Consider the following 20,733-nt stretch of genomic DNA (forward strand, 5'->3'; position numbering starts at 1 on the left):
GCTCCGCGGTCGCCCGCGTGGCCGCGGGCCTTCGGCCGGGGCCCGCGCTTCGCTCGCGCACGCCTCGTTCCCGGGCCGCGTTCATGCGGCGTCCCGGCCGGTGCCGCCCTTTCCACCCGTGCGGGCGTGTTGCTGCTGCCCGTTGGACGGCTGCACCCCGCCCTCCACTTCCCCGGTCTCGGACGCCAACGGATCCGGCGCGCCCAGGAGGTTCTCGTCGGCGAGGCCGACCTCCAGTTCCGCCGCCAGCTCGAAGTCCTGCTCCAGCTCGATGTCGTCCTCCGGCGGGACCGCCACGTACGGCTTCTTCTCCTCCGCGGGCAGGGCCAGCTCGTTGCCCGGCCGTCGCGAGGGGGCCGCGTCCTTCGAGCCCGGCGTCGTGTCCATGACCGCGCGCAGGTGGTCCAGGTGCGGGCCGGAGAAGTCGACGCGGATGCGCTCCACGCCGCCCGCGCCGTCGCCGAAGATGAACTGGCGGGGCTCGACGTCGCGCTCCAAGCCGCTTCGCTGGGCGCCGGGACGACGGCCCAGAGCAGCGACGACCTGCTCGTACCCGACACCCACCGGGACCTTCAAGAGCCGAAGAGCGTCCGCCTGGGCGTCGTCGTCGTCGAGACGGCCCACGAACACCGAGTCCAGCAGGGCCACGAAGCCCTGGATCTTCAGGAAGTCAGCCGGGATCTGCGAGGACAGCAGGACCCGGACGTTCCACTTCCGCGAGTCACGCGCGAAGCGGTTCATCAGCACGCGCCCGGTCGGGACCTCGGAGAGGAAGAACGCCTCGTCGATCCAGACGCCCTTGCGCATCTCCTTCGGCTTCTCGTACACCGACCGCTGGGTCAGCCACGCCGCCAGGTTCAGCATCTCGACGCCGAGGGACTCCGCGTCCGTCCAATACTCGCGCGGGACGCCGTCCTTCGGGAGGGTCAGCCCGGCCATCGTCAGGACCGTCAGGCGGTCGTCACGCGTCTCCGAATACGGGTCCGCGTCCGTCTCCGGGATGAGCAGCGCCATCCGCTCGCGCATCTCGTCGAGGAAGTCCGCGACGACGCCCGCGTGCTCGTGGTGTTCCGAAGAATCCCGGCGGAGCGCATCGATCACCTGGCCCGGGTCGGCGTCGAACCGGCCGCCGACGGCTCGCACCGCGCGCAGCAGCACGATCCGGGTCTGGGCCATCCGCGAGACCTCGTACGGCAGGACACCCGTCAGGACGTCCAGCACGAGACGTCGCCGCGTCGCGCCCGCCAGGGCCTTCTCCCGGCGCCAGGACCGCTCGGGGTCGTCCTCGTCCATGAAGTGCTCGATCAGCGGCTCGGCGACCACCCGGTACGGGTTCAGGATCCCCGGCTGGGCGTTGAGCAGGTTGATCGGGCGCGCGTACGGCCGCAGCTCCGGAAGGTCGCACAGCCGCGACAGCGGGCCGGACGGGTCGAGGATCGTCCAGTTCGCCCCGGCCCGCAGCGTCTTGTAGACGATGCCGCCGCCGAGGAACGACTTGCCGCCACCCAGGCCCGCCACCATGGCCGTCAGGCCGGAGCCGTCGCGGATCTCCTGGGCCATCCACGGGTCCCAGGCCACCGGGCGGCGGGTCGCCGTGCACGTTTCGCCGAGCAGGATGCCGCGGCGGTCGCCGACCTCCGCGGTCGCCGTCGGGACCGCCGACGCGCTCCAGACGACCGAGCCGCGGCGCATGTACGCCGCCGAGGCCAGCGGCTCGCCCGGGATGAATTCTCTGGCCAGCGCGTACTGGGCTTCGGGGTGCTCGATGGCGATCTTCGGCTTGTACAGGTCGAGCAGCTGCTGGGCCAGGCGCAGCGCGTCGCGCTCGGTCGGGCCGGACACCGCCAGCCGCCACCAGGAGCGCACGCGGGTGGCGAGCGCGGTGAAGCCCGACGTCATCTCGTCGTCGATCTCCAGCACGCGCCCGGCCTGCCGGGACAGCGACTGCGGCGGTTCCAGCTCGTGCTCGTCGGTGTAGTGCTTGACCTGCGAGCGGACCTTGTTCATCTGGCGCTGCAGCTCGCCGGCGACCTCTTCGGGTCGCCGGACGTAGATGCGCGCGGACACTTCGACGGCAGCGGGCAGGCGGTCGGCGTGCTGGATCCACGGGTCGTCGACCTCGGGGATCTGCAGGCCGTGCATCTGCCCGACGGTCAGCACCGCCAGGTGCCGCGAGACGCCGGCGTTGGAGCCGGTGCGGCCGCGGACGGTCACCGTCGGCGCGTACGGCTCGGCGTAGAAGTCGGCGGCGTCGGTGAAGCTGGCCAGGTCCTCCGGCTCCCAGGCCGCGCCCGGCACGGCGGGCATGTTCCGCGGCGCGGGCAGGCCCAAGGAGCACGAGCGGTGCATCAGCCAGGACATCTCCTCGGCGTGCACCGGACGGCCTTCCAGCCCGGCGCTGCCGATGACCTGGTCGAGGTGCTCGACCTCGGAGTCCAGCGCGGTCAGCTCGGCGTCGACGGCCTCGGGCAGGATCTTGCGCAGCACCGGCGCGGCCCGCTCGACCGCGCGGTCGACCATCCGCCGGGTCTGCACCTGGACCCCGATGTAGACCTCTTTTTCGGCCATCGAGCGGCCCATGAGCTGCTGCTGCTCGCCAATCAGGTAGTCGTCGAACGACAGCGCGCCCGGGACGTCCTGGGGACGGCCGTGCGCGTTGTAGACGTGCGCCTCGGCCCACATCCGGATCGGGTACGGGCGGTTCGTCACGCGCAGGTGCAGCCAGCGGCCCTGCAGCTCGGCGTACTGGCCGGCGATGGCCGCGATCAGGTCGCGCCGCTGCGAGTCCGAGCGGAACGACCAGCGCTGCGGCGCGAGCCGGTACCAGGCGTAGACCTCGAACCCGGTGCGGACCAGGTGCCCGTCGATGCTTCGCACCGCGATCGACGGGGTATACGCGGGAATCGCCTGCTCCCCGGTCAGGCGCCGGGCCTTGCCGCCCGAACCGTTCCGCGACGCGCGGACCTGCTCGGGCGGTTGCCACGCGCCCGAGTGTGCGTCCCGACCCCGTTTTCCTCGGCTATCGCCGCGACCGAACAACGACTACCTCCCGGCCCGGGCCGCGTTGCCGCGGCCCCGGCGCGCTCGTGGTGCTCCCTGGTGAACCGGCGCGGTGGCGCGGCGCGCCCCCGTCGAGGGTGGCATCGGCGGAGCCGCACCCGGCTGGCCGCCGTGGTGCTGGTACTGCCGCCTCCGGCGGTGCTTCGGCAACGGGCGCTCGGCCCGCACCCGGACCCGGCTGGCGCTCACCGCGCCACCCGTGCCCGTGGTCAGTTCTCTCGGAGTGTTGAGCTCGCGCCCCGCCATCGCGACCACGGCGCCGAGCGGGCGCTCGTGGCTGATCTTGGCGGTCAGCAACCGGGTGACGACGATGGTGGCGACGAACGCCCACGCCGTCGAAAAGAACCCGAAGCCCCACCCCGCCCAGCGCTCGATACCGAGCACGACGAAGAACGTCGGGATGCCGATGAGCCAGGCGACGTACCGGGCTCTCCAGGGAAAAGTCGCTTTCGGCGGGCCGAGCCACACGGCGTCGACCCGGTAGACCTCGTCGTCGGTCCTGATGCGCACGGGGGCCGCCTCAGCCGGTGAACAGGCCGGCGATCCACTGGCCCACGTTCACGCCCGCGCCGCTGACCGCGAGACCGATGATGGCGAGCGCGATGACCACGCCGGCGAGCCGGCGCATGACACCGGCGTTGTCGCCCTTGCCGCCGCCCAGCCACAGGAGCAGGAGTGCGACGGCCAGCAGCACCAGGGGGATGACGTTGTCGAGCAGCCACTGGCGCACGTTCCCCGTGCCCAGTTCGCCGGCGGCCAGCGTGTCGAGGGTGGTCAAGGTCATCATCGCGATACTCCCGGTGCGCGGTGGGGGCCGCGCGGTTCTGGCTCAGGCGGTGCTTCGAACAACATCATGGGGGCTACGAGGGGTAGTGGTCAAAGCGCGCTGCGTGAATACCGGCTGCCTCTTCAACCGGTGTGGTGCGCGTGGCACAGCAAAACTCCACGCCCACCATCATCGCGGCAAGGGCCCTCGGGTTGAACCCCGGCCACCCATACTTCTCAGTGTGCTGACGAACTCACCCCAATGCCCGGGATTTGCTCACTGTGGGTACTGGCACTCAGGCCGTTGTGCGGCCCGGAACAGTGTGACATGACCCGAACGGCCGCGTCGCGCGAGTCCGTTCTGTGACGACCACTCCGCCGCTCGGCGGGCATGTCGATCTTGGGTCCGCCTTTCGTCCGTCACAGGGCGCTCCGGACTTAACAACATTTTCACTACATAGCGTGATCTTGGGCGTCAGGGGCGACGCTTGGCGAAGACGCCCTCCGGAAAAGCGCCCGCTTCGACGACGCGGCGGCTCAGTTCGCGGCACAGCTCCTCGAGCCGGGCGGTCCGCTCCGGGCCGAGGTGCTCCCACGGCCCCCGCGCGGCGGCCTCGGTGGCGATTTCGACGCGGTCGCGGACGGCGACGCCTTCCTCGGTCAGCAGGCTCTCGGCGTCGAGCAGGCCGCGTTCGACGAGCCGGGCCTCGGCGGCGGCCCACTGCTCGTCGTTCCAGCCGCGGGTCAGCTTGGCGGTGGCGGTGAGGAAGCCGCGGCCGGTGGCCACGTGGGTGACCAGCGCTTCGACGCCGCTCAGGCCGTTGAGGACCAGCGCGGCGATGTGGCCGTCGCCGCGGTACTCGCGGATCAGGGTGACGGCGTGCCAGAGCACCAGGTGCGGCTCCCCCGGCCAGCCGAGCCCCGCGTGCGCGGCGTAGAGCGGACGCCCTTCGGCGGTGCACCCGGCGGCGGCTTCGCGCGCGAGTTCCGCGGCTTCGGCGACCTCGTCGCTCTTCACGTGGTCGCCGAGCAGCCGGGTCAGCGCCTTGTCGACGCCGTCGACGCGGGCTTCGAGGACCTGTTCCGGCGTCGCCAGGGTCCAGGCGCGCGGGATCACGCGGGCGACGACCTCGGGGTTGAAGTTGTAGAAGGTGGCCGCGACGACCTCGGGCCCGACGGCCCCCATGGCCGCGGACCGTCCGGCGAAGTACGGCATCCGCCCGGGTCGCAGGCCGATGCCGGTGAGGGCTTCGTCCACCTCGGGAGCGAAGTACGCCAGTGCGTGCAAGGAATCGAACGCCGACTTGAACCGCTTCTCGTCACCCGCCATAGCGGCACCCTACTATCGGGTAACCCATGCGCGGTACCGCTTCGCGCTGCGGAAAGAAGAGGCGGACGAGCTGGCATGTAAGCCGGATCCTGTTCCCCGGTCGCCTCGCGGCTTCCGGGGCGGCGGCCATCCATCTCGGCCTGCCGTCGCCGGCAGGCTCCAGCGGCCTACCCGCAGGCTCGGACGGGCCGTCCTCGAACGCCTGCGCAGGAGCTCGTGAGCTCCCTCTTGGCCTTGCTCCGGGTGGGGTTTACCTAGCCGTCCCGGTCACCCGGGACGCTGGTGGTCTCTTACACCACCGTTTCACCCTTACCCCCGCCCGAAAGCGGAGGCGGTCTGTTTTCTGTGGCACTTTCCCGCGGGTCGCCCCGGGTTGCCGTTAGCAACCACCCTGCCCTGTGGAGTCCGGACTTTCCTCGGGCCGGGTCGCCCCGGCCCGCGACCGCCCTGCCAGCTCGTCCGCAGGCTGGATGGTAGCTCAGTAGCCGGCCGCCGCCTCGGTGTGGTGGCAGGCCGGCGCGGGGTGCTGGCGGGCCAGTTCGGCCGTCCAGTGCAGGACGGCGGCGGGGCTGTCCAGGCCGATGAGCCCGACCAGCCTGCCGTGGCGGACGAAGCCGGTGATCGGCCGCGTGCCGGGGACCGGCGACTCCAGCAGGACCGTGTCGGTGGCGAGCGCGGGGCGGCCGGCGACCTGGATGCGGACGCCGTGCTGTTCGGACCAGTAGCGCGGCACCGGCGTGTACGGCCGGGCGTCCCGCGGGCCGGTCAGGAGGTTCTCCGCGGCCGCGCGGCTCATTTCCACGGCGTTGAGCCAGTGTTCGTCGCGCCGCGGTGCCGGGTCGTAGCGGAGGTTGGGCCAGCGGGCGACGTCGCCGGCCGCGACGATCGTCGACGAGCCGACGACGTGGCAGGTGGGTTCGCAGACGACGCCGTCGTCGAGGGGCAGCTTGGCGCCGCGCAGCCACGACACCGCCGGCACGCTGCCGACCGCGACGACGACGCACGCGACGTCGAGCGCGCGGCCGTCGGCGAACTCGAGCCCGACCGACGTCGGCCCGGGCCGCCAGCGGCGGATCGTGGTGCCGAGTTCCAGGTGGACGCCGCGGGCGGCGTGCAGCGCGGTGAGCCAGTCGCCGATGTCGGGACCGAGGACGTCGGCCAGCAGCGGGCGCGACCGTCCGAAGAGGACGACCCCACGGCCGGTCTCACGGAGGCTGGAAGCGACTTCGCAGCCGATGAAGCCGTCGCCGATCACGGCGACCGGGCCGGGGTTGCCGGCCAGGGCGCGCTGGAGGGCCACGGTGTCCGCCAGGGTGCGGACGACGACCACGCGCGGGTGGCCGTGCGGCGCGCCCGGCATGCGGCGGGGTTCGACGCCGGTGGCGATGATCAGGCCGTCGTAGCGGAGTTCCTCGTCGCGCAGGTGCACGACCTGCCGGTGCGGGGACAGCGCCGTGACCGGCGTGTCGAACCGCCACTCGGCGTCGACTTCGAGCGGGTCGGCGAGGAGGGTGTCGGCGCGGCTGACCGCGCCGGTGAGCAGCTGCTTGGACAGCGCCGGGCGGTGGTAGGCGATGCCGGGTTCGGCGCCGAGGACGACGACTTCGCCGTCGAACCCGAGTTCGCGCAGCCGTTCGGCGGCGCGCAGGCCGGCCAGGCCGGCTCCGGCGATGACGATGCGTTCGCTCATCTGATCGCTCCCACCAGGTGGATGGCTCGCATGGGACAGGCGCGCGCGGCGGCGCGGACGTTGGGGGCTTCCCCCGGCCCCGGGCGTTTCTCGTACTCGAGCCGGCCGTCCTGGCCGAGCTGGAAGACCTGCGGCGCCTCGCTTTGGCAGACGCCGTAGGCGTGGCAGCGGTGGCTGTCGACGTCCACGCGCAGGGCCGCCGGTTCCGGCTCGGGCGCGGTGACCAGCCCGGCGCGGGCGAGCACCGCGGCGGGCAGCACCCGCAGCACCGAGAGCAGCACCGGCGGGACGAGCAGGGTGATCCCGGCCAGCCAGACGACGGCGAGGTGCCCGCTCGAAACGGCGCCGAGCCAGGCGTGCACGGCGAGCAGGCCGACGGCGAGGTAGCCGGCCTGGTGGAAGCGCAGCCAGCGGGCTTCGCGCGCGCCGCGGCGCAGGCCCGCCGTCACGGACACGGCGATCACCAGCTCGAGGCCGGCGATGCCGATGGCGTGCCGCGCGACGCCGTCGTAGAACGGGAGCAGGAGCGCGGCGACGCCGAACGGCTCGTCCTCGAGGAAGAGGAACGTCAGCCCGTGCACGGTGCCGGTGGCGAGGGTGAACGCGGCGAGCAGGACGTGCCCGGCGCGCAGCGCGTCCCGGCCGCTGAACCGGCGGACCCAGCCGGTCGCGGCGAGCACGCCCCAGCACAGGGTGAGGCACATGCAGAGGTAGGTGAGGCGGCCGGAGAGCGCGGCCACCTCGGCGATCCCGGTGTCGTGCGGCGACACCGGGACCAGCGCGGCTGAGGGGGACATGGGGCGGCTTACCTCCGGGTGCGCGGCGGGGTCCTGCCGGGAGTTCCGAGCAGGCGGAGCAGGCCGAACGTGGCGACGGCGGCGAGGGCCACGAGGACGGCGGCGGCGGCGAAGTCGCCGCCGCCGAGGGTGTCGGCTTCGGTGGCGGAAACGAGCAGGGACGTGGTTTCGGCGAGCCCGGTGCTCTCCAGGAGCGTCAGGTGCCCGAGCGCGGTGTCGACGGCGGTCTGGGCGAACGCGCGGACGTCGTCGTCGCGGGTGCCGGCGCGGACGTCGGAGGCGAGCGCGAAGAGGCTGCCGTACTCGGCGCGGAGCCGGTTGACGTAGGCGCGGTCGAACGCGTCGCCGGAGTCCGCAGTGAGTTCGGCCGCCCAGGCGCGCTCCTGGCCGGTGGGCTCGCCCGGCAGGGTGATCGCGAGCCGGTCGGCGACCGCGCGCAGGGCGACGTCGAGGCGGGCCTGGTCGTCGGCGATGCGGACGGCGACCGCGCGGACCCGGTGGTTGGTGGCCCGCTCGGCGGCGAGCCTGCTCGACGGCCCGGCCCACAGCGTGTGCTGCTTCAGCCGGGTCAGCAGGGCGCGGTCGGTCTGCTGCAGTTCACCGGCGGACGCGGGGATCGCGCAGCCGAGCACGAACGCGGCCGTGGCGGCCAGCAGCGCCACGAATCGGAGCGGCATCCCCGTTGTCCCTTCGCGATGGAGTCCTCACCCGGAGCTACGGAAGAAAGGTGTGTTCCGGTTCTCGCCGTCACCTTTTAGTGACCTGTGACGTGCATCACAAGACACATTCTGAACCGATCTTGAGTGAGCGTCGTTGACGCCACTGCCAATAGGGGACGCAAACTAATGCATATGGCCTATTAAGTGTTTTTGCGCTACGCTCCGGTGGCCCCACGGTCCGCCAGTCAGGTGAGGTTGCGAGCTTTATGGAAGCACTGGGCAGAGAAAGTCGCGGCCACGTCGGCCACGCTTCGTCCGCCACCGCGGCCGCCGTCGCGCCCGACCCGGCCGACGATCTCGTCCCGTTGCTCTACAAGGACTTCCGCGCCACCCTGTTCGCGCAGGTACTGGCCCTGACCAACCACGACCGGCAGTGGACCGAAGACGTGGTGCAGGAGACCATGATCCGCGCGTGGCAGCACTCGGACACCCTCGAACGCGAGCCCGGAATGCTGCGAGGCTGGTTGCTCACGGTGGCCCGCCGGATCGTCATCGACGGCTGGAGAAATCGCCGGGTCCGCCCGCAGGAGGTCGCTCTGGACATCCCGGAAAACACCGAGTCGGCCGACCGTGCGGACAGTTCGTTAGCCGCACTAACGATTACTCGGGCATTGGGGGAACTGGACGCCAAATATCAATCGGTCATCCACGAAACCTACCTCACCGGAAACACCGTTCGGCGGGCGGCCGAAATTCTTGGAATTCCGGAAGGAACCGTGAAATCGCGGTTGTACACGGCGATGCGGCAATTGCGGAAGGCGCTCGGGGAAGTGGCGGTGCGATGAGGGGGAAGCACCGGGACGCCGCGGCGCACGGGCTCGGCGTCCTCGACAACCCGGCGGAGTTCGAAACGCACCTGCGGGGCTGCGCCCGCTGCCGGGTCCTGGTCGCCGGCTTCCGGTCGGTGGGCGAAGCGCTGGCGGAGGCGGACCGGCTCGGGTACCTCCCCCGCGGCTACCCGCTGCCCGACGGGGGTGCGGACGGGCCGGCGGGCGGGAAGGACCGGTTCGCATCGGCTGCGTCCATCGTCTCCCCTGCTCGTGTCGAGGCCGGTTCCGGCCGCGCTCCGCGGGATCTCCCCTGGTCGGCCGGTTTCCAGTAGTCTGCCCGAACCCAACATGAAAGTCCTTACGGTGGATACCGAAGTAAATCCCGAGCACCCCGTCAGCGGGGCTTCGGTACCGAAGCGTCCCGCCCCGCGGCTCCCCGGCCGCGAGCCCGAGCTCAGCCGTCTGACCAGCCTTTTCCCGGCCGCGCTCGGCGGGCGGGCGGCCAGCGCGGTGCTGATCGGCGAGTTCGGCATGGGCAAGAGCGCCACCCTCCACACCACCGCGGCCCTCGCCGCGGACGCGGGCTTCACCGTCGCGATCGCCACCGGGTCGCGGCTGGAGAGCCACCTGCCGGGCGGGATCGTCCGCCAGCTCGCGGACGCGCTGAGCGACCCCGCCACGCCGCGCCCGCGTGCGGCGGAGCTGTGCGGGCCCGCCGGCGAGAGCGAAGCGCTCGACCTCTTCTTCGGGATCGTCCGCGAGGCGGCCGGCCGGGGCCCGCTGTTCCTCGGCATCGACAACGTCCACCTCGCCGACGCCTGGTCCATGCGGTGCCTCGCCTACATCCGCAACCGCGTGCTCGACCTGCCGGTGCTGATCATCCTGACCTCGCTGACCGGGCACCCGCCGCACCACGAGGTCGCGCTGCTGGAGATGGCGGGCTGCACACCGGCGTCGATCACCCTGAACGGCCTCGGCGACGCGGCCGCGGCCGAAATCCTCGGCCTCGCCCCGGGCGAACTCGCCAGCGCGTGCCGGGAAGCAACCGGCGGCAACCCGTACCTGCTGCAGGCACTGCGGCCGCGGCTGCTGCCCGGCGCGGACCCGCACGAGCTCGGCTCGTCGCTGATCGGCCAGGTCCTCCACACGCGGATGCAGGAGTTCCCGCACGCGCCGGAAATCCTGCACGCGGCGGCGATCCTCGGCGAGGACGCCGGGTTCGACCTGCTGGCCCAGCTCGCCGGGGTCGACGAGCTCGACGCGCTGCAGGCGATCGACACGATGGTCCGGCTGCACGTTCTCACCAACAGCAACCGGCCGGTGCTGACCTATTCGTTCGTCCGCAACTCCCTGCTGAAGGACATGCCGCAGACCACCCGCGCGGTCAACCACGGACGGGCGGCGAAGCTGCTGTCGGAGACGGGCGCGCCGGTCGAGCGCGTCGCCGCGCACCTGCTGGAAGCGACGTCGGTCCGGATCCCGTGGGGCGTGGACGTGCTGCGGCTGAGCGCGCGCGACGCCGTGTTCTCCGGGCGGCCCGAGCTGGCCGCGCGGTACCTGCGGCGGGCGCTGGCGGAACGGCTGTCGTCCGGGCGCCGGGTCGCCGTACTGCTGCAGCTGGCGCACGCGGAGTTCCAGGTCGACCCGCCGGCCGCGGCCAAGCGGGTGCGCGAGGCCGTGGACACGATCAGCAACCGCGAGACCGCCGCGTTCATCGCCACCGCGATGCTGCTGTCCCTCTGCGGCGGGCAGGACGCCCGGCTCGGGATCAGCGCGGCGGGCCAGATCGCGGCGCGGCTCGACGCCGGCGGCCCGGACGCCGTCTGGCCGCTGCTGTGCATGACCTACCTCGCCGAGGCGGGCAGCAGGCTGGGCCCGCCCCCGGAGTTCCGCGACTTCGAGGAGCAGTGGGCCCCGCTGACCGACCCGGCGGCGCAGCGCAGCCGCTCGGCGCTGCTGGCGCTCGACGCCGTCCGCAGCGGCGAATCGGCGCAGGACGCGCTCGGGCACTTCGCGGACGCGATGACGGGCGACGACGGCGAACTCTTCGAACAGCACTACTTCTTCACCCTCGCCACCGCGGTGCTCGCGGACGAGCCCGCCCACGTCGACCGGCTCTGCCGCGTCCTCGACGTCGAGCGTGAGCCGTGGGACGTGCACGTGCCGCACGGCGCGCTGCCCACGCTGGCCCGCGGGATCGCGTTGCAGGCCAGCGGCGACCTGCAGCGCGCGAGCGTCCACTTCGAATCGCTGCTGCGCCGGTTCGACGAGCGCGGCGGCACGACGACGTGCCCGGTCGGCGTGCTGTGCGCGGCGAAGCTCGTCGAGTGCTGGGTGGACCTGGGCCGGTTCGAGGCGGCGACGTCGCTGCTGGACCGGATGGACTTCGTGGCCAGCCAGGGCCTGTTCACCCACACCTACCTGCTCTACGCGCGGGGCCGCCTGCGCGTCGCGACCGGGTACACCCGCTTCGGGTTCGAGGACCTGCTCAGCTGCGGGCGGCGGCTGGCCCACCACGGCATGCGGTTCCCGGGGTTCGTGCCGTGGCGCGCGCACGCCGCGCGGGCCGCGTTGGCACTCGGCCAAGCCGACGACGCCGCCCGGCTGGCGGAAGAGGACAGCACCGCGGCGGCCCGCTGGGGCGCGGCGCGGCCGCTGGGCACGGCGTTGACGACGCTGGGGCTCGTGCGCGAAGACGACGAAGCCGAGCGCGCGCTGACCAAGGCGATCACGACGCTGCGGACGTCCCCGGCGCGGCTGCAGCTGGCGACGGCGCTGACGGAACTCGGCAGCCTGCAGGCGCGGCACGGCCAGTCCGAAAAGGCCATCGAAACGCTGCGGCAGGCGGTGGAGCTGAGCGAGCACTGCGGCGCGCGTCCGCTCGCCCGCCGCGCGGCGGAGGAGCTGCGCTCGGCCCGGCGCGCGCTGACCCCGGCCAAGGACAACGAGCACGGCTTGACCCGGCAGGAAAACCGCATCGCGGTGATGGCCGCGCAAGGGCTGACCAACCGGGAAATCGCGACGGCCCTGCACCTGACGCGGCGCACGGTGGAGCTGCACCTGTCGGGCGCGTACCGGAAGCTCGGCATTCCCGGCCGCGCGGAACTCGGTGGTGCGCTGGCCAAGTCCCACCGTGCGGACGCGCGTTGACCCGATTACGGGTCGTTGCTCTACTCGGGCCATGTCGTTCGAAGAGCCGTTGAAATTCGCCTACTGGGTCCCGAACGTGAGCGGTGGCCTCGTCACGTCCGACATCGAACAGCGGACGGATTGGGGTTACGAGTACAACCGGAAACTGGCTGTGCTGGCCGAGAACAGCGGGTTCGAGTACGCGCTTTCCCAGGTCCGCTACACCGCGAGCTACGGTGCCGCCTACCAGCACGAGTCGACCGGGTTCAGCCTGGCGCTCTTGCTTGCCACGCAACGCTTGAAGGTGATCGCGGCCGTCCACCCTGGACTGTGGCACCCCGGCGTGCTGGCGAAGTTCATCGCCAGTGCCGACGTCATTTCCGGCGGCCGCGCGGCGGTGAACGTGGTCAGCGGCTGGTTCAAGGGCGAATTCACCGGCCTCGGCGAACCGTGGCTGGAACACGACGAGCGCTACCGGCGTTCGGAGGAGTTCATCCGCGTCCTGCGTGAACTCTGGACGAACGATCACGCGGAGTTCCGCGGCGACTTCTACCGCATCCACGACTTCGACATCAAGCCGAAGCCGGTCGTGGCCCCGCACCCGGAGATCTTCCAGGGCGGCAATTCGACGGCGGCGCGGAAGCTGGCCGGGAGCGTCTCGGACTGGTATTTCAGCAACGGCAAGGACTTCGACGGGTTCAGCGAGCAGGTTTCGGAGGTCCGCGAGTACGCCGCTGCCGCCGGCCGGACTGTCCGGTTCGGACTGAACGGGTTCGTGATCGCGCGTTCGTCCGAGAGCGAGGCTCGCGCTGTGCTGAAGGAGATCGTCTCGAAGGCCAACGTCGAGGCGGTCGAAGGGTTCCGGTCGGCGGTGGCGCAGGCGGGCAAGTCCACTTCGGACAGCAAGGGGATGTGGGCGGACTCGGGGTTCGAGGACCTGGTGCAGTACAACGACGGGTTCCGGACGAAGCTGATCGGGACGCCGGAGCAGATCGCCGACCGGGCGATCGAGTACAAGAAGCGCGGGGCGAACCTGTTGCTGCTCGGGTTCTTGCACTACCTGGAGGACGTCGAGCACTTCGGCAAGGAGGTGCTGCCGGTGATCCGGGCCAAGGAACAGGACCTCGCCCGCGGCGCGGCGACGCCGGAGCCGCTCGGGGTCTGAGGCCGCCGGGTGCGGCGACGGTCACGCTTACCCCTTGGCGGTCGTCGATTAGCGTGGGCACGTGAACTTCTGGGCAGGGGCCGGCAGCCTCGCGCTGTTGGCCGTCGTGCTGGTCTTCGCCATCGTCCGGCCGCGCGGCTGGCCCGAAGCGGTCGCGGCGGTGCCGGCCGCGGGTCTCGCGTTGCTGCTCGGGCTCGTCCGCCCCGAAGCGGCCGGGCAACGAGCCGTCGAGATCCTCCCGACTCTCGGCTTCCTGGCCGCCATCCTGCTTTTGTCCTTTTTGGCCAGTGTGGACGGTGTCTTCAGCTGGCTCGGCAACCGCCTGGCCGAGGCGTGCCACGGCAAGCCCCGCCGCCTGCTGGTGCTCACCTTCGCCGCGGCGGCCGGGGTGACCGCGATCCTCAGCCTGGACGCCACCGTCGTCCTGCTCACCCCGGTCGTGCTCGCGACCGCGAAGAGCCTGGAACTCCCGCCCCGCCCGCACGTCTACGCGTGCGCGCACCTGGCCAACTCGGCGTCGACGCTGCTGCCGGTGTCCAACCTGACGAACCTCCTCGCGTTCGCCGCGTCGGGGCTGACGTTCGCCGGGTTCACGGCGCTGATGGCGCTGCCGTGGCTGGTCACGATCGGCATCGAACTGCTGGTGTTCCTGCGGTTCTTCGCCACCGACCTGCGCCCGCGCGAGACCGCCGAGCCGAAGCAGCACCTCGAGACCCCGACGTTCGCGCTGGTCATCCTCGGCCTGACCCTCGTCGGCTTCGGCGTCGGGCAGCTCGGCCACGTCGAGCCGGTCTGGATCGCCGCGCTCGCGTCGCTGATCCTGGGCGTCCGGGCACTGGCGGCGGGCAAGATCCGGCCGTGGCAGCTGGTCACCGAGGCGTCGCCGCAGCTGTGCCTGTTCGTGCTGGGCCTGGCGGTCGTCGTGGAGGCGGTGTCGGAACACGTGCTGGGCGGCCTCCTCGGCGACGTCCTGCCGACGTCCACCGGCCTGCTGGACCTCCTGATCGCGGCCGGGGTGGCGGCGCTGCTGGCCAACCTGGTCAACAACCTCCCGGCGACGCTGATCCTGCTCTCGGTCCTCGGCCCGCACCCGGCGCCGGGCGTGCTGCTGGCGGTCCTGCTGGGCGTCAACATCGGCCCGAACGCGACCTACCTGGGCTCCCTGGCGACGCTGCTGTGGCGCCGGACGCTCCCCGCACCCCCGTCGGCCCGCACGTTCCACGCGCTGGGCGCCCTCACGACCCCCCTGTGCCTGGCCGCGGCGACCGGGGCGTTGTGGCTGAGCTTGAGCCTGGCGGGCTGAGCCGTGGTCGACCTGTCGCTGAGCCTCGAGCAGCTCGAAGGCCACGCCTGGGGCGCCCCGCCCGCCGACGCGACCCGGCTGGTCCGGACGGCTCACGAACTCCGCCGCAAGCCGGTCGGCGACCTGGGCGCCGAAGACCTCCGGCTCCTGCTCCTCCAGCAGGTGAGCGTCGAGCTGCTCGTGCCGCTCGCGCTCGACCTCCTGGAACGGAAGCCGCTCACCGAGGGCGATTTCTGCCCCGGCGACCTGCTGAAGGTGCCACCGGCCCACTGGCGACTGCACACTGGAGATCGTCCAGCGGCAGATCGACGCGTTGGCTGAGGGCTCAGCTCGGCATCGTGATCGTCTGGCCCGGCTTCATCGTCGCCCCGCAGTCGTCTAGCGGGCCGCCGAAGCGATCCGCCGCCACGGCCGGGATCGTCTTCGCCGCGTACTCCTGCGCCGCCTTCAGCTTCGACGGGTCGGTGACCGCGTCGCGGCGGACCCAGTCGCCGTTGCGGAGGCCCTCGATCGGGGAGCTGTAGATCAGCACGTAGTCGCGGTCCAGGCGGGGGTCCAGCGCGATGCCGTTCCCGGCCGCCCACGGGCCCCACGAGTGGATGAACGTCGGCTTCACCGTGTCGAACACGTAGTCGCGCAGGCCCGCCAGGTCGTTGTCGTGGACCAGGTCCGCGATCGGCTTGTTGACCAGGCCCGCCATGTCGACCAGCTCGAGCCGGCTGGTCATCGACGAACCGCCCAGGTCCGGCAGCAACAGCGACGCCTTCTGCAGGCCCAGGATGTCCGCGTACGTGTTGAAGCCGCGGCCGAAGCGGTCCGCGACCAGGCACGCCGTGATGTTGGGGTTCTTCGCGAACTTGTCCGCCGCCGCCGCGAACCCGACCGCCGACGGGACGAACGCGCCGACCAGGACCACGACCACGCCGACGCGCAGCAGGGCCTTGCGGTGGCGCAGCAGCTCGCCCGTCGCGAGCGTGCCCGCGATGACCGCCAGCGGCCAGATCGGGCTGGCGAAGCGGTGCTGGTACATCCAGTCGGCGACCATCACGCCGTACGCGACGATCCCGAGGCCCAGCGGCACCAGCAGCGCGATCAGCGACCGCCGCCACGGGGCCTTGACCAGCGCGAACACGATCACCAGCGCCAGCACGATCACGCCGGCCCAGCCCGCGTAGCCGACCAGCTCGAAGGGGCGCTTCACCGCGTCGAACCCGGGCAGGCCCTGCTGCTTCGCCACCGAAGGGTTGGCCAGGAGCCGGCCGAACTCGGCGTGGCGCCAGACGACGTACGCGCCGAACGGGACCGCGAACGCCGCCACGGACAGCAGCGCGAGGCGGAAGCTCTTCCAGAACAGCCCGGAGCGCAGCAGGAACAGCGCCGCCAGCGGGTACGCGCCCGCGTAGATCAGGCCTTCCGGGCGGGTCAGCGCGGCGAAGGCCACCATGACCCCGGCCCAGATCGCGACCTTCGGGGTCAGCAGCACGTCGCGCTTGACCGAGACGAACAGCGTCACGGCCAGCGTGACCACCGCGAACGCGAACAGCGAGTTCTCCAGGCCGGAGACGACCCAGATGACGAACGACGGGATCGTCGCCAGCGTCAGGCCGGCGATCAGCGTGGCCAGCCACGCGAAGCGGGTGAAGACCTGCTTCGCGGCGAAGTAGCAGGCGGTCAGGATGCCGCCGGTGAACAGCAGGCCCAGCGCCTTCGGGAACAGCACGTAGTCCGGCAGCCCCAAGAGCGAGCCGTGGTCGAAGAGGCCGACGAGCTTGCCGAGGCCGAGCAGCACCATCCACGTCGGGTCGGAGAAGCCCTCGACCGGCGGGGCGCCCGGCTGCAGCACCGGGCCGAGGCCGTCGGCGAAGCTGCGGGCGTAGGAGAACGTGATGGCGGCGTCGTCGACGATCCAGTGGCCGTAGCGGGTGGCGTGGACCGCGACCGCCGCGACGCCGGCGAGCACGGCCAGCACCGGCGCGAGCCGCGCGCCCCAGCTCCGCGTGGTCGTCGCGGGCGCGGGGTCCTCGGGGACGTCGCTCGGGGAGGTCTCGGTGAGTGCGCTAGCCGTCATGTCCTCGTCACTGTTCCGCCCGCAGGCTTCTGCCGGTGGGATACGCGCGAGCTGGCGCCCCCTGAAGTGGATCCGCCCGTGGATCCGCCACCGCGGCGACGCGGTCGAGACACTGTAGCCAATACCCCATCGGGGGTCCGCCACGCGTCGGCATTGAGCGTGATCCACCCCACACTTCGGCCTGTCAGGACAGGTGCGAGGTGTCGTTGACCAGGCGGACCGAGGCGTTGCCGTCCGGGTAGAACTCGACGATCGACAGCGACGCCAGGTCGAGGTGCAGCCGGAAGAGCAGCTGCGGGCCGGCGTCCAGGCCCATCCGCAGCAGCGTCTTGATCGGCGTCACGTGGCTGACCAGCACCAACGTCTTGCCGCCGTGCTCGGCGATCAGCTCGTCGCGGGCCTTGCGGACGCGCCGGTGGACGACGTCGAAGCTCTCCCCGCCGGGCGGCGGCACCGAGCTGTCGCCGAGCCACGACCGGTGCAGTTCCGGGTCGCGGTCGGCCGCTTCGGCGAACGTCAGCCCTTCCCAGTCGCCGAAGTCGGTCTCGATCAGGCCGGGGTGGGTCTCGACGCGGCCGCCGAGCGCGTCGGCGACGGCTTGCGCGGTCTGCTTCGTGCGGGTCAGCGGCGACGAGATGATCGGGACGGCCTCGCCGTCGACGACCAGGCCGTCCATCGCGGCCAGCCGCTTCGCCGCCGCCGCGGCCTGCGCGCGGCCCAGTTCGGTGAGCGGGACGTCGCCGCGGCCGGAGTAGCGGCGCAGTGCCGACATCTCCGTCTGGCCGTGGCGAAGCAGGAGTAGCCGGGTCGGGGTGCCCTTCGCGCCGGTCCACGCCACGGTCGCGCGATCGGGCTTCCGGGTCGGCAGCTTCGGCGCGGCGACGGGCTTCCCGGCGGCTTCGTCCATGGCCTCGTTGGCCAGGCGGTCGGCGTGGGAGTTCTGCGCGCGCGGGATCCACTCGTACTTGACGCGGGAGAACCCGGCGGCCAGCTCCTTGGCCTGCTCGGCGAGCGGCTGCATGTCCGGGTGCTTGATCTTCCAGCGCCCGGACATCTGCTCCACCACGAGCTTCGAGTCCATCCGGACGTCCACAGTGGACGCACCGAGCTCGGCCGCGGCGGCGAGCCCGGCGATCAGCCCGCGGTACTCGGCGACGTTGTTGGTGACGACGCCGAGGCTTTCCTTCCGCTCGGCGAGCACCTGGCCGTCGGCGTCCTTGACGACCGCGCCGTAGCCGGCGGGGCCGGGGTTGCCCCGGGACCCGCCGTCGGCCTCGATGACGACGTGCGAGGTCACAGACCCGACTCCACGGTCCGGACCAGGATCGCGCCGCAGTTCTCGCACTGGATGACGTCGTCCTCGGGCGAGCCCTTGATCTCGTTGACGGTGTTGCGGTCCAGCTCCAGCTGGCAGGCGCCGCAGCGGCGGGCGCGCAGGAGGGCGGCACCGATGCCCTTGTGCTCGCGGACCCGCTCGTACAGCTTGAGCAGCGGCTCCGGGAAGCGCGGCACCAGCTTCTCGCGGTCTTCTTCGCGGCGCGCGCGGGTGGTGTCGAGGTCCTTGAACGCCTCGTCGCGGCGGGCGGTCGCGGCGACGACCTCGGCTTCGGCCTTGTCGACCTCGGCGCCGGTGCGCTGCGCGTCCAGGCCGAGGGCCTCGCGCTGCTCCATCAGTTCCAGCAGGTCGTCCTCGAGCGCGCGCTGGCGCCGCTCCAGCGACTGCAGTTCGTGTTCGATGTCGGTCATCTGCTTCGAGTTCACCGAGCCGGACGCCAGGAGCTTGCGGTCGCGGTCCTCGCGGGCGCGCACCGACTCGATCTCCTTCTCCTGCCGGGCGATCTCGCGGTCGAGGTCGGAAGCGGCGGTCTCCACCGAGACGAGCGCGTCGCGGCGCTCGCGGGCGGTCTTCTCCCCCGCGTCGATCTCGGCCAGCTCCGGCAGGGTGCGGCGGCGGTGCGCGGTGCGCGAGAGCTCGGCGTCCACCTTGGCGAGCTCGAGCAACTGGCGCTGCACGGCGGGTTCGGCCTTCACGGTGCTCCTCTTAATTCGATGTGCGCTCGGCGCGGACGTTCCACGGGTCGGTGCACCGCGTGGAGACGCAGATGTCGACGTTACCCGCAAACGCCTGCGCCACGACCGCCGAGGCTTGCCCGCACCACGGCCATTCGCTGGCCCAGTGGGTCAGCCCGACCAGCGCGGGCACCGGCCGCGCCCCGGCCAGGTGCTCACCGGCGGGGTGATGCCGCAGGTCGGCGGTGACGTAGGCGTCGACGCCGGCCGCGGTGGCCTGCTTCAGGTAGGAGTCCCCGGCCCCGCCGGACACCGCGACGGTGCGGATCGGCCGGTTCTCGTCGCCCGCGCCGAGCACCCCGGGCACGGTCTCGGGCAGGGCGTCGGCGACGCGCTGGACGAACATCGCGAACGGTTCGGGCTCGGGCAGCTCGCCGAGGCGGCCGATGCCGGTGACGCCGTCGGCGTTGGGTTCGAGGGGGCCGGTCACGCGCAGGCCGATGGCTTCGGCGAGGGCGTCGGACACGCCGGGGTCGGCGGAGTCGGCGTTGGTGTGCGCGCAGTAGAGGGCGATGCCGTCGCGGATCATCCGGTGGACGAGCGCGCCCTTGGCGGTGTCGGCCGGGACCCCGTGCACGCCGCGCAGGAGCAGCGGGTGGTGCGCGACGATCAGCTGCGCGCCGAGCGCGGCGGCCTCTTCGACGGTCTCGGCGACGGGATCGACGCAGAAGAGCACGCGTGTGACGGGTTCGGCGGGATCGCCGCAGACGAGGCCGACGGCGTCCCACGACTCGGCGAGCGCGGGCGGGTAGGCCTGCTCCAGCACGGTGATGATTTCGGATAGTGCGGGCATCCCGGGATCTTCGCATGTAGGTTCGCGGGCCATGCGAGTACTGGCTGTGCTCTTCGCGGTGGTGTCCGGACCGAGGCCGGCACCGTCGCCACGAGGAGACCGGGTGGCCGCAGCGAAGAAGGGCACGCCGGGATCGAGGCGAACAAGCTGGTGCAGCGCGGGCTCTACGTGCGCTGGGATTCGCCCGCGGCCCGATCTGGCACAGCTCCGCCCGGTGATCGACCGGCTGAACACGGGCCTGCTGACCGAGCTGACTTCGCCCGCGCGGTCGGCCGGCTCGTGCCCGGCCCGCAGCAGGTGGCGGACGTGGTCCGCCACTTCGACGCGCTGCACGCCCGCGCCCTCGCCACGGCGACCGCGGCTACCTGCACGGGCTGAAGGAGGCGCCCCGGCGACGTCTGGCCACCGCCGCCGCGAGCGCCGCGTGGAGCGTCAGTTGCAGTTGCCGCAGCAGCCGCAGCCCTGACCGGTGCACTTCGAGCAGCATCCGTGCATGATCGCTTCCTTCCGGTTCGCGTCCTCGCGTGATCACGCTAAGTGCCGGCCGGCGGGCGGGGGTACCGCCGAGCGAGCGGGTGACCGGGTGAACCGGCCGGTTACGCTCGCGGACGTGACCCACATCGTCTTCGTCTGCTCCGGCAACATCTGCCGCTCCCCCATGGCCGAGCTGGTGTTCCGGGCCAAGCTGGAAGAGGCGGGCCTCGGTGACGCCGTGCGCGTGACGAGCGCCGGCACCGGGCCGTGGCACGCCGGGGAGCCCGCCGACAAGCGGGCCCGGGCGACGCTGAAGGCCCACGGCTACCCGACCGCGCACGTGGCGTCCGAGGTGTCCGGCGAAGACCTCGCCGCCGATCTGCTGCTGGCCGCCGACGAAGGGCACGCCGAGTTCCTGCGGTCGCGGGTGGACGACCCGGCGAAGGTGCGGCTGCTGCGGTCGTTCGACCCCTCCGCCCCCGAGGGCGCCGAGGTCCCGGACCCCTACTACGGCGGCGACGACGGCTTCGAGGACGTTCTCGGCATGGTCGAGCGCACGGTGCCCGGTTTGCTCGATTGGGTGCGTTCGCAGGGGTAGGA

Annotated in this window: 18 protein-coding genes and 1 other RNA gene; 7 read left to right on the forward strand and 12 right to left on the reverse strand. The window is 72.1% G+C overall.

Annotation, left to right across the window (positions count from 1 at the left end; genetic code table 11):
• Nucleotides 1-81: 81 nt before the first annotated feature.
• From H4696_RS27715 to H4696_RS27750, 8 genes are all read right to left on the reverse strand, one after another.
• Nucleotides 82-3,039 (reverse strand): ATP-binding protein, encoded by a 2,958-nt coding sequence (locus tag H4696_RS27715; RefSeq protein ID WP_086859158.1) that lies wholly within the window; start codon nucleotides 3,037-3,039, stop codon nucleotides 82-84.
• Between the two features lie 3 nt (nucleotides 3,040-3,042).
• Nucleotides 3,043-3,570: a hypothetical protein gene (locus H4696_RS27720; protein WP_086859160.1), complete on the reverse strand. Its 528-nt coding sequence runs from the start codon at nucleotides 3,568-3,570 to the stop codon at nucleotides 3,043-3,045.
• A gap of 10 nt (nucleotides 3,571-3,580) precedes the next feature.
• A complete protein-coding gene (locus H4696_RS27725) occupies nucleotides 3,581-3,847 on the reverse strand; it encodes a hypothetical protein (protein ID WP_004562703.1) in 267 nt (88 codons plus the stop codon).
• Nucleotides 3,848-4,300: 453 nt separating this feature from the next.
• Nucleotides 4,301-5,155 carry an SCO6745 family protein gene (locus H4696_RS27730; RefSeq protein ID WP_086859162.1) on the reverse strand — a complete coding sequence of 285 codons (855 nt, stop codon included), beginning with the start codon at nucleotides 5,153-5,155 and terminating at the stop codon, nucleotides 4,301-4,303.
• A gap of 62 nt (nucleotides 5,156-5,217) precedes the next feature.
• An RNA gene (rnpB, locus tag H4696_RS27735) (RNase P RNA component class A) lies at nucleotides 5,218-5,613 on the reverse strand.
• Nucleotides 5,614-5,633: 20 nt separating this feature from the next.
• Nucleotides 5,634-6,845, reverse strand: a complete 1,212-nt coding sequence (locus tag H4696_RS27740) for an NAD(P)/FAD-dependent oxidoreductase (RefSeq protein WP_086859164.1) — start codon at nucleotides 6,843-6,845, stop codon at nucleotides 5,634-5,636.
• Nucleotides 6,842-7,642, reverse strand: coding sequence for a ferredoxin (locus H4696_RS27745; protein WP_086859165.1), 801 nt, complete (start codon nucleotides 7,640-7,642; stop codon nucleotides 6,842-6,844). Before H4696_RS27745 ends, H4696_RS27740 begins: the two co-directional genes overlap by 4 nt.
• Nucleotides 7,643-7,650: 8 nt before the next feature.
• Entirely contained in the window at nucleotides 7,651-8,319 is a 669-nt protein-coding gene (locus H4696_RS27750; RefSeq protein ID WP_086859167.1) for a DUF4142 domain-containing protein, read from the reverse strand.
• 248 nt (nucleotides 8,320-8,567) lie between these two features.
• Here H4696_RS27750 and H4696_RS27755 point away from each other — a divergent pair, with 248 nt between their 5' ends.
• The 6 genes from H4696_RS27755 (at nucleotide 8,568) to H4696_RS27780 (ending at nucleotide 15,049) form a co-directional block, all read left to right on the forward strand.
• The gene (locus H4696_RS27755; RefSeq protein ID WP_086859168.1) at nucleotides 8,568-9,146 is read left to right on the forward strand and encodes a sigma-70 family RNA polymerase sigma factor; all 579 of its coding nucleotides are present in this window, start codon (nucleotides 8,568-8,570) and stop codon (nucleotides 9,144-9,146) included.
• A complete protein-coding gene (locus H4696_RS27760) occupies nucleotides 9,143-9,463 on the forward strand; it encodes a hypothetical protein (RefSeq protein WP_086859170.1) in 321 nt (106 codons plus the stop codon). Before H4696_RS27755 ends, H4696_RS27760 begins: the two co-directional genes overlap by 4 nt.
• A 31-nt stretch (nucleotides 9,464-9,494) precedes the next feature.
• Complete coding sequence (locus H4696_RS27765) at nucleotides 9,495-12,281, forward strand: AAA family ATPase (protein WP_086859172.1); 2,787 nt, start codon at nucleotides 9,495-9,497, stop codon at nucleotides 12,279-12,281.
• 31 nt (nucleotides 12,282-12,312) lie between these two features.
• Nucleotides 12,313-13,425: a dimethylsulfone monooxygenase SfnG gene (sfnG, locus tag H4696_RS27770; RefSeq protein ID WP_086859174.1), complete on the forward strand. Its 1,113-nt coding sequence runs from the start codon at nucleotides 12,313-12,315 to the stop codon at nucleotides 13,423-13,425.
• A 61-nt stretch (nucleotides 13,426-13,486) separates the two neighbouring features.
• Nucleotides 13,487-14,728: an SLC13 family permease gene (locus H4696_RS27775; RefSeq protein WP_086859176.1), complete on the forward strand. Its 1,242-nt coding sequence runs from the start codon at nucleotides 13,487-13,489 to the stop codon at nucleotides 14,726-14,728.
• A gap of 3 nt (nucleotides 14,729-14,731) precedes the next feature.
• Nucleotides 14,732-15,049 (forward strand): contact-dependent growth inhibition system immunity protein, encoded by a 318-nt coding sequence (locus H4696_RS27780; RefSeq protein ID WP_086859178.1) that lies wholly within the window; start codon nucleotides 14,732-14,734, stop codon nucleotides 15,047-15,049.
• Nucleotides 15,050-15,053: 4 nt separating this feature from the next.
• On the opposite strand, the gene H4696_RS27785 is transcribed toward H4696_RS27780, so the two are convergent.
• From H4696_RS27785 to H4696_RS27800, 4 genes are all read right to left on the reverse strand, one after another.
• Nucleotides 15,054-16,796 carry a HAMP domain-containing protein gene (locus tag H4696_RS27785; RefSeq protein WP_086859180.1) on the reverse strand — a complete coding sequence of 581 codons (1,743 nt, stop codon included), beginning with the start codon at nucleotides 16,794-16,796 and terminating at the stop codon, nucleotides 15,054-15,056.
• Nucleotides 16,797-16,980: 184 nt separating this feature from the next.
• On the reverse strand, nucleotides 16,981-18,093 hold the full coding sequence (locus H4696_RS27790; protein ID WP_086859182.1) for a bifunctional RNase H/acid phosphatase: 1,113 nt from the start codon (nucleotides 18,091-18,093) through the stop codon (nucleotides 16,981-16,983).
• A complete protein-coding gene (locus tag H4696_RS27795; protein ID WP_086859184.1) occupies nucleotides 18,090-18,827 on the reverse strand; it encodes a zinc ribbon domain-containing protein in 738 nt (245 codons plus the stop codon). The genes H4696_RS27790 and H4696_RS27795 overlap by 4 nt, the downstream gene beginning before the upstream one ends.
• A 10-nt stretch (nucleotides 18,828-18,837) precedes the next feature.
• Complete coding sequence (locus H4696_RS27800; protein ID WP_086859186.1) at nucleotides 18,838-19,659, reverse strand: Nif3-like dinuclear metal center hexameric protein; 822 nt, start codon at nucleotides 19,657-19,659, stop codon at nucleotides 18,838-18,840.
• Between the two features lie 610 nt (nucleotides 19,660-20,269).
• Between H4696_RS27800 and H4696_RS27810 the strand changes: the two genes are divergently transcribed.
• Nucleotides 20,270-20,731 carry a low molecular weight protein-tyrosine-phosphatase gene (locus tag H4696_RS27810; protein WP_086859221.1) on the forward strand — a complete coding sequence of 154 codons (462 nt, stop codon included), beginning with the start codon at nucleotides 20,270-20,272 and terminating at the stop codon, nucleotides 20,729-20,731.
• Nucleotides 20,732-20,733 lie beyond the last annotated feature (2 nt).

The sequence above is a fragment of the Amycolatopsis lexingtonensis genome, from assembly GCF_014873755.1.
Classification (GTDB): domain Bacteria; phylum Actinomycetota; class Actinomycetes; order Mycobacteriales; family Pseudonocardiaceae; genus Amycolatopsis; species Amycolatopsis lexingtonensis.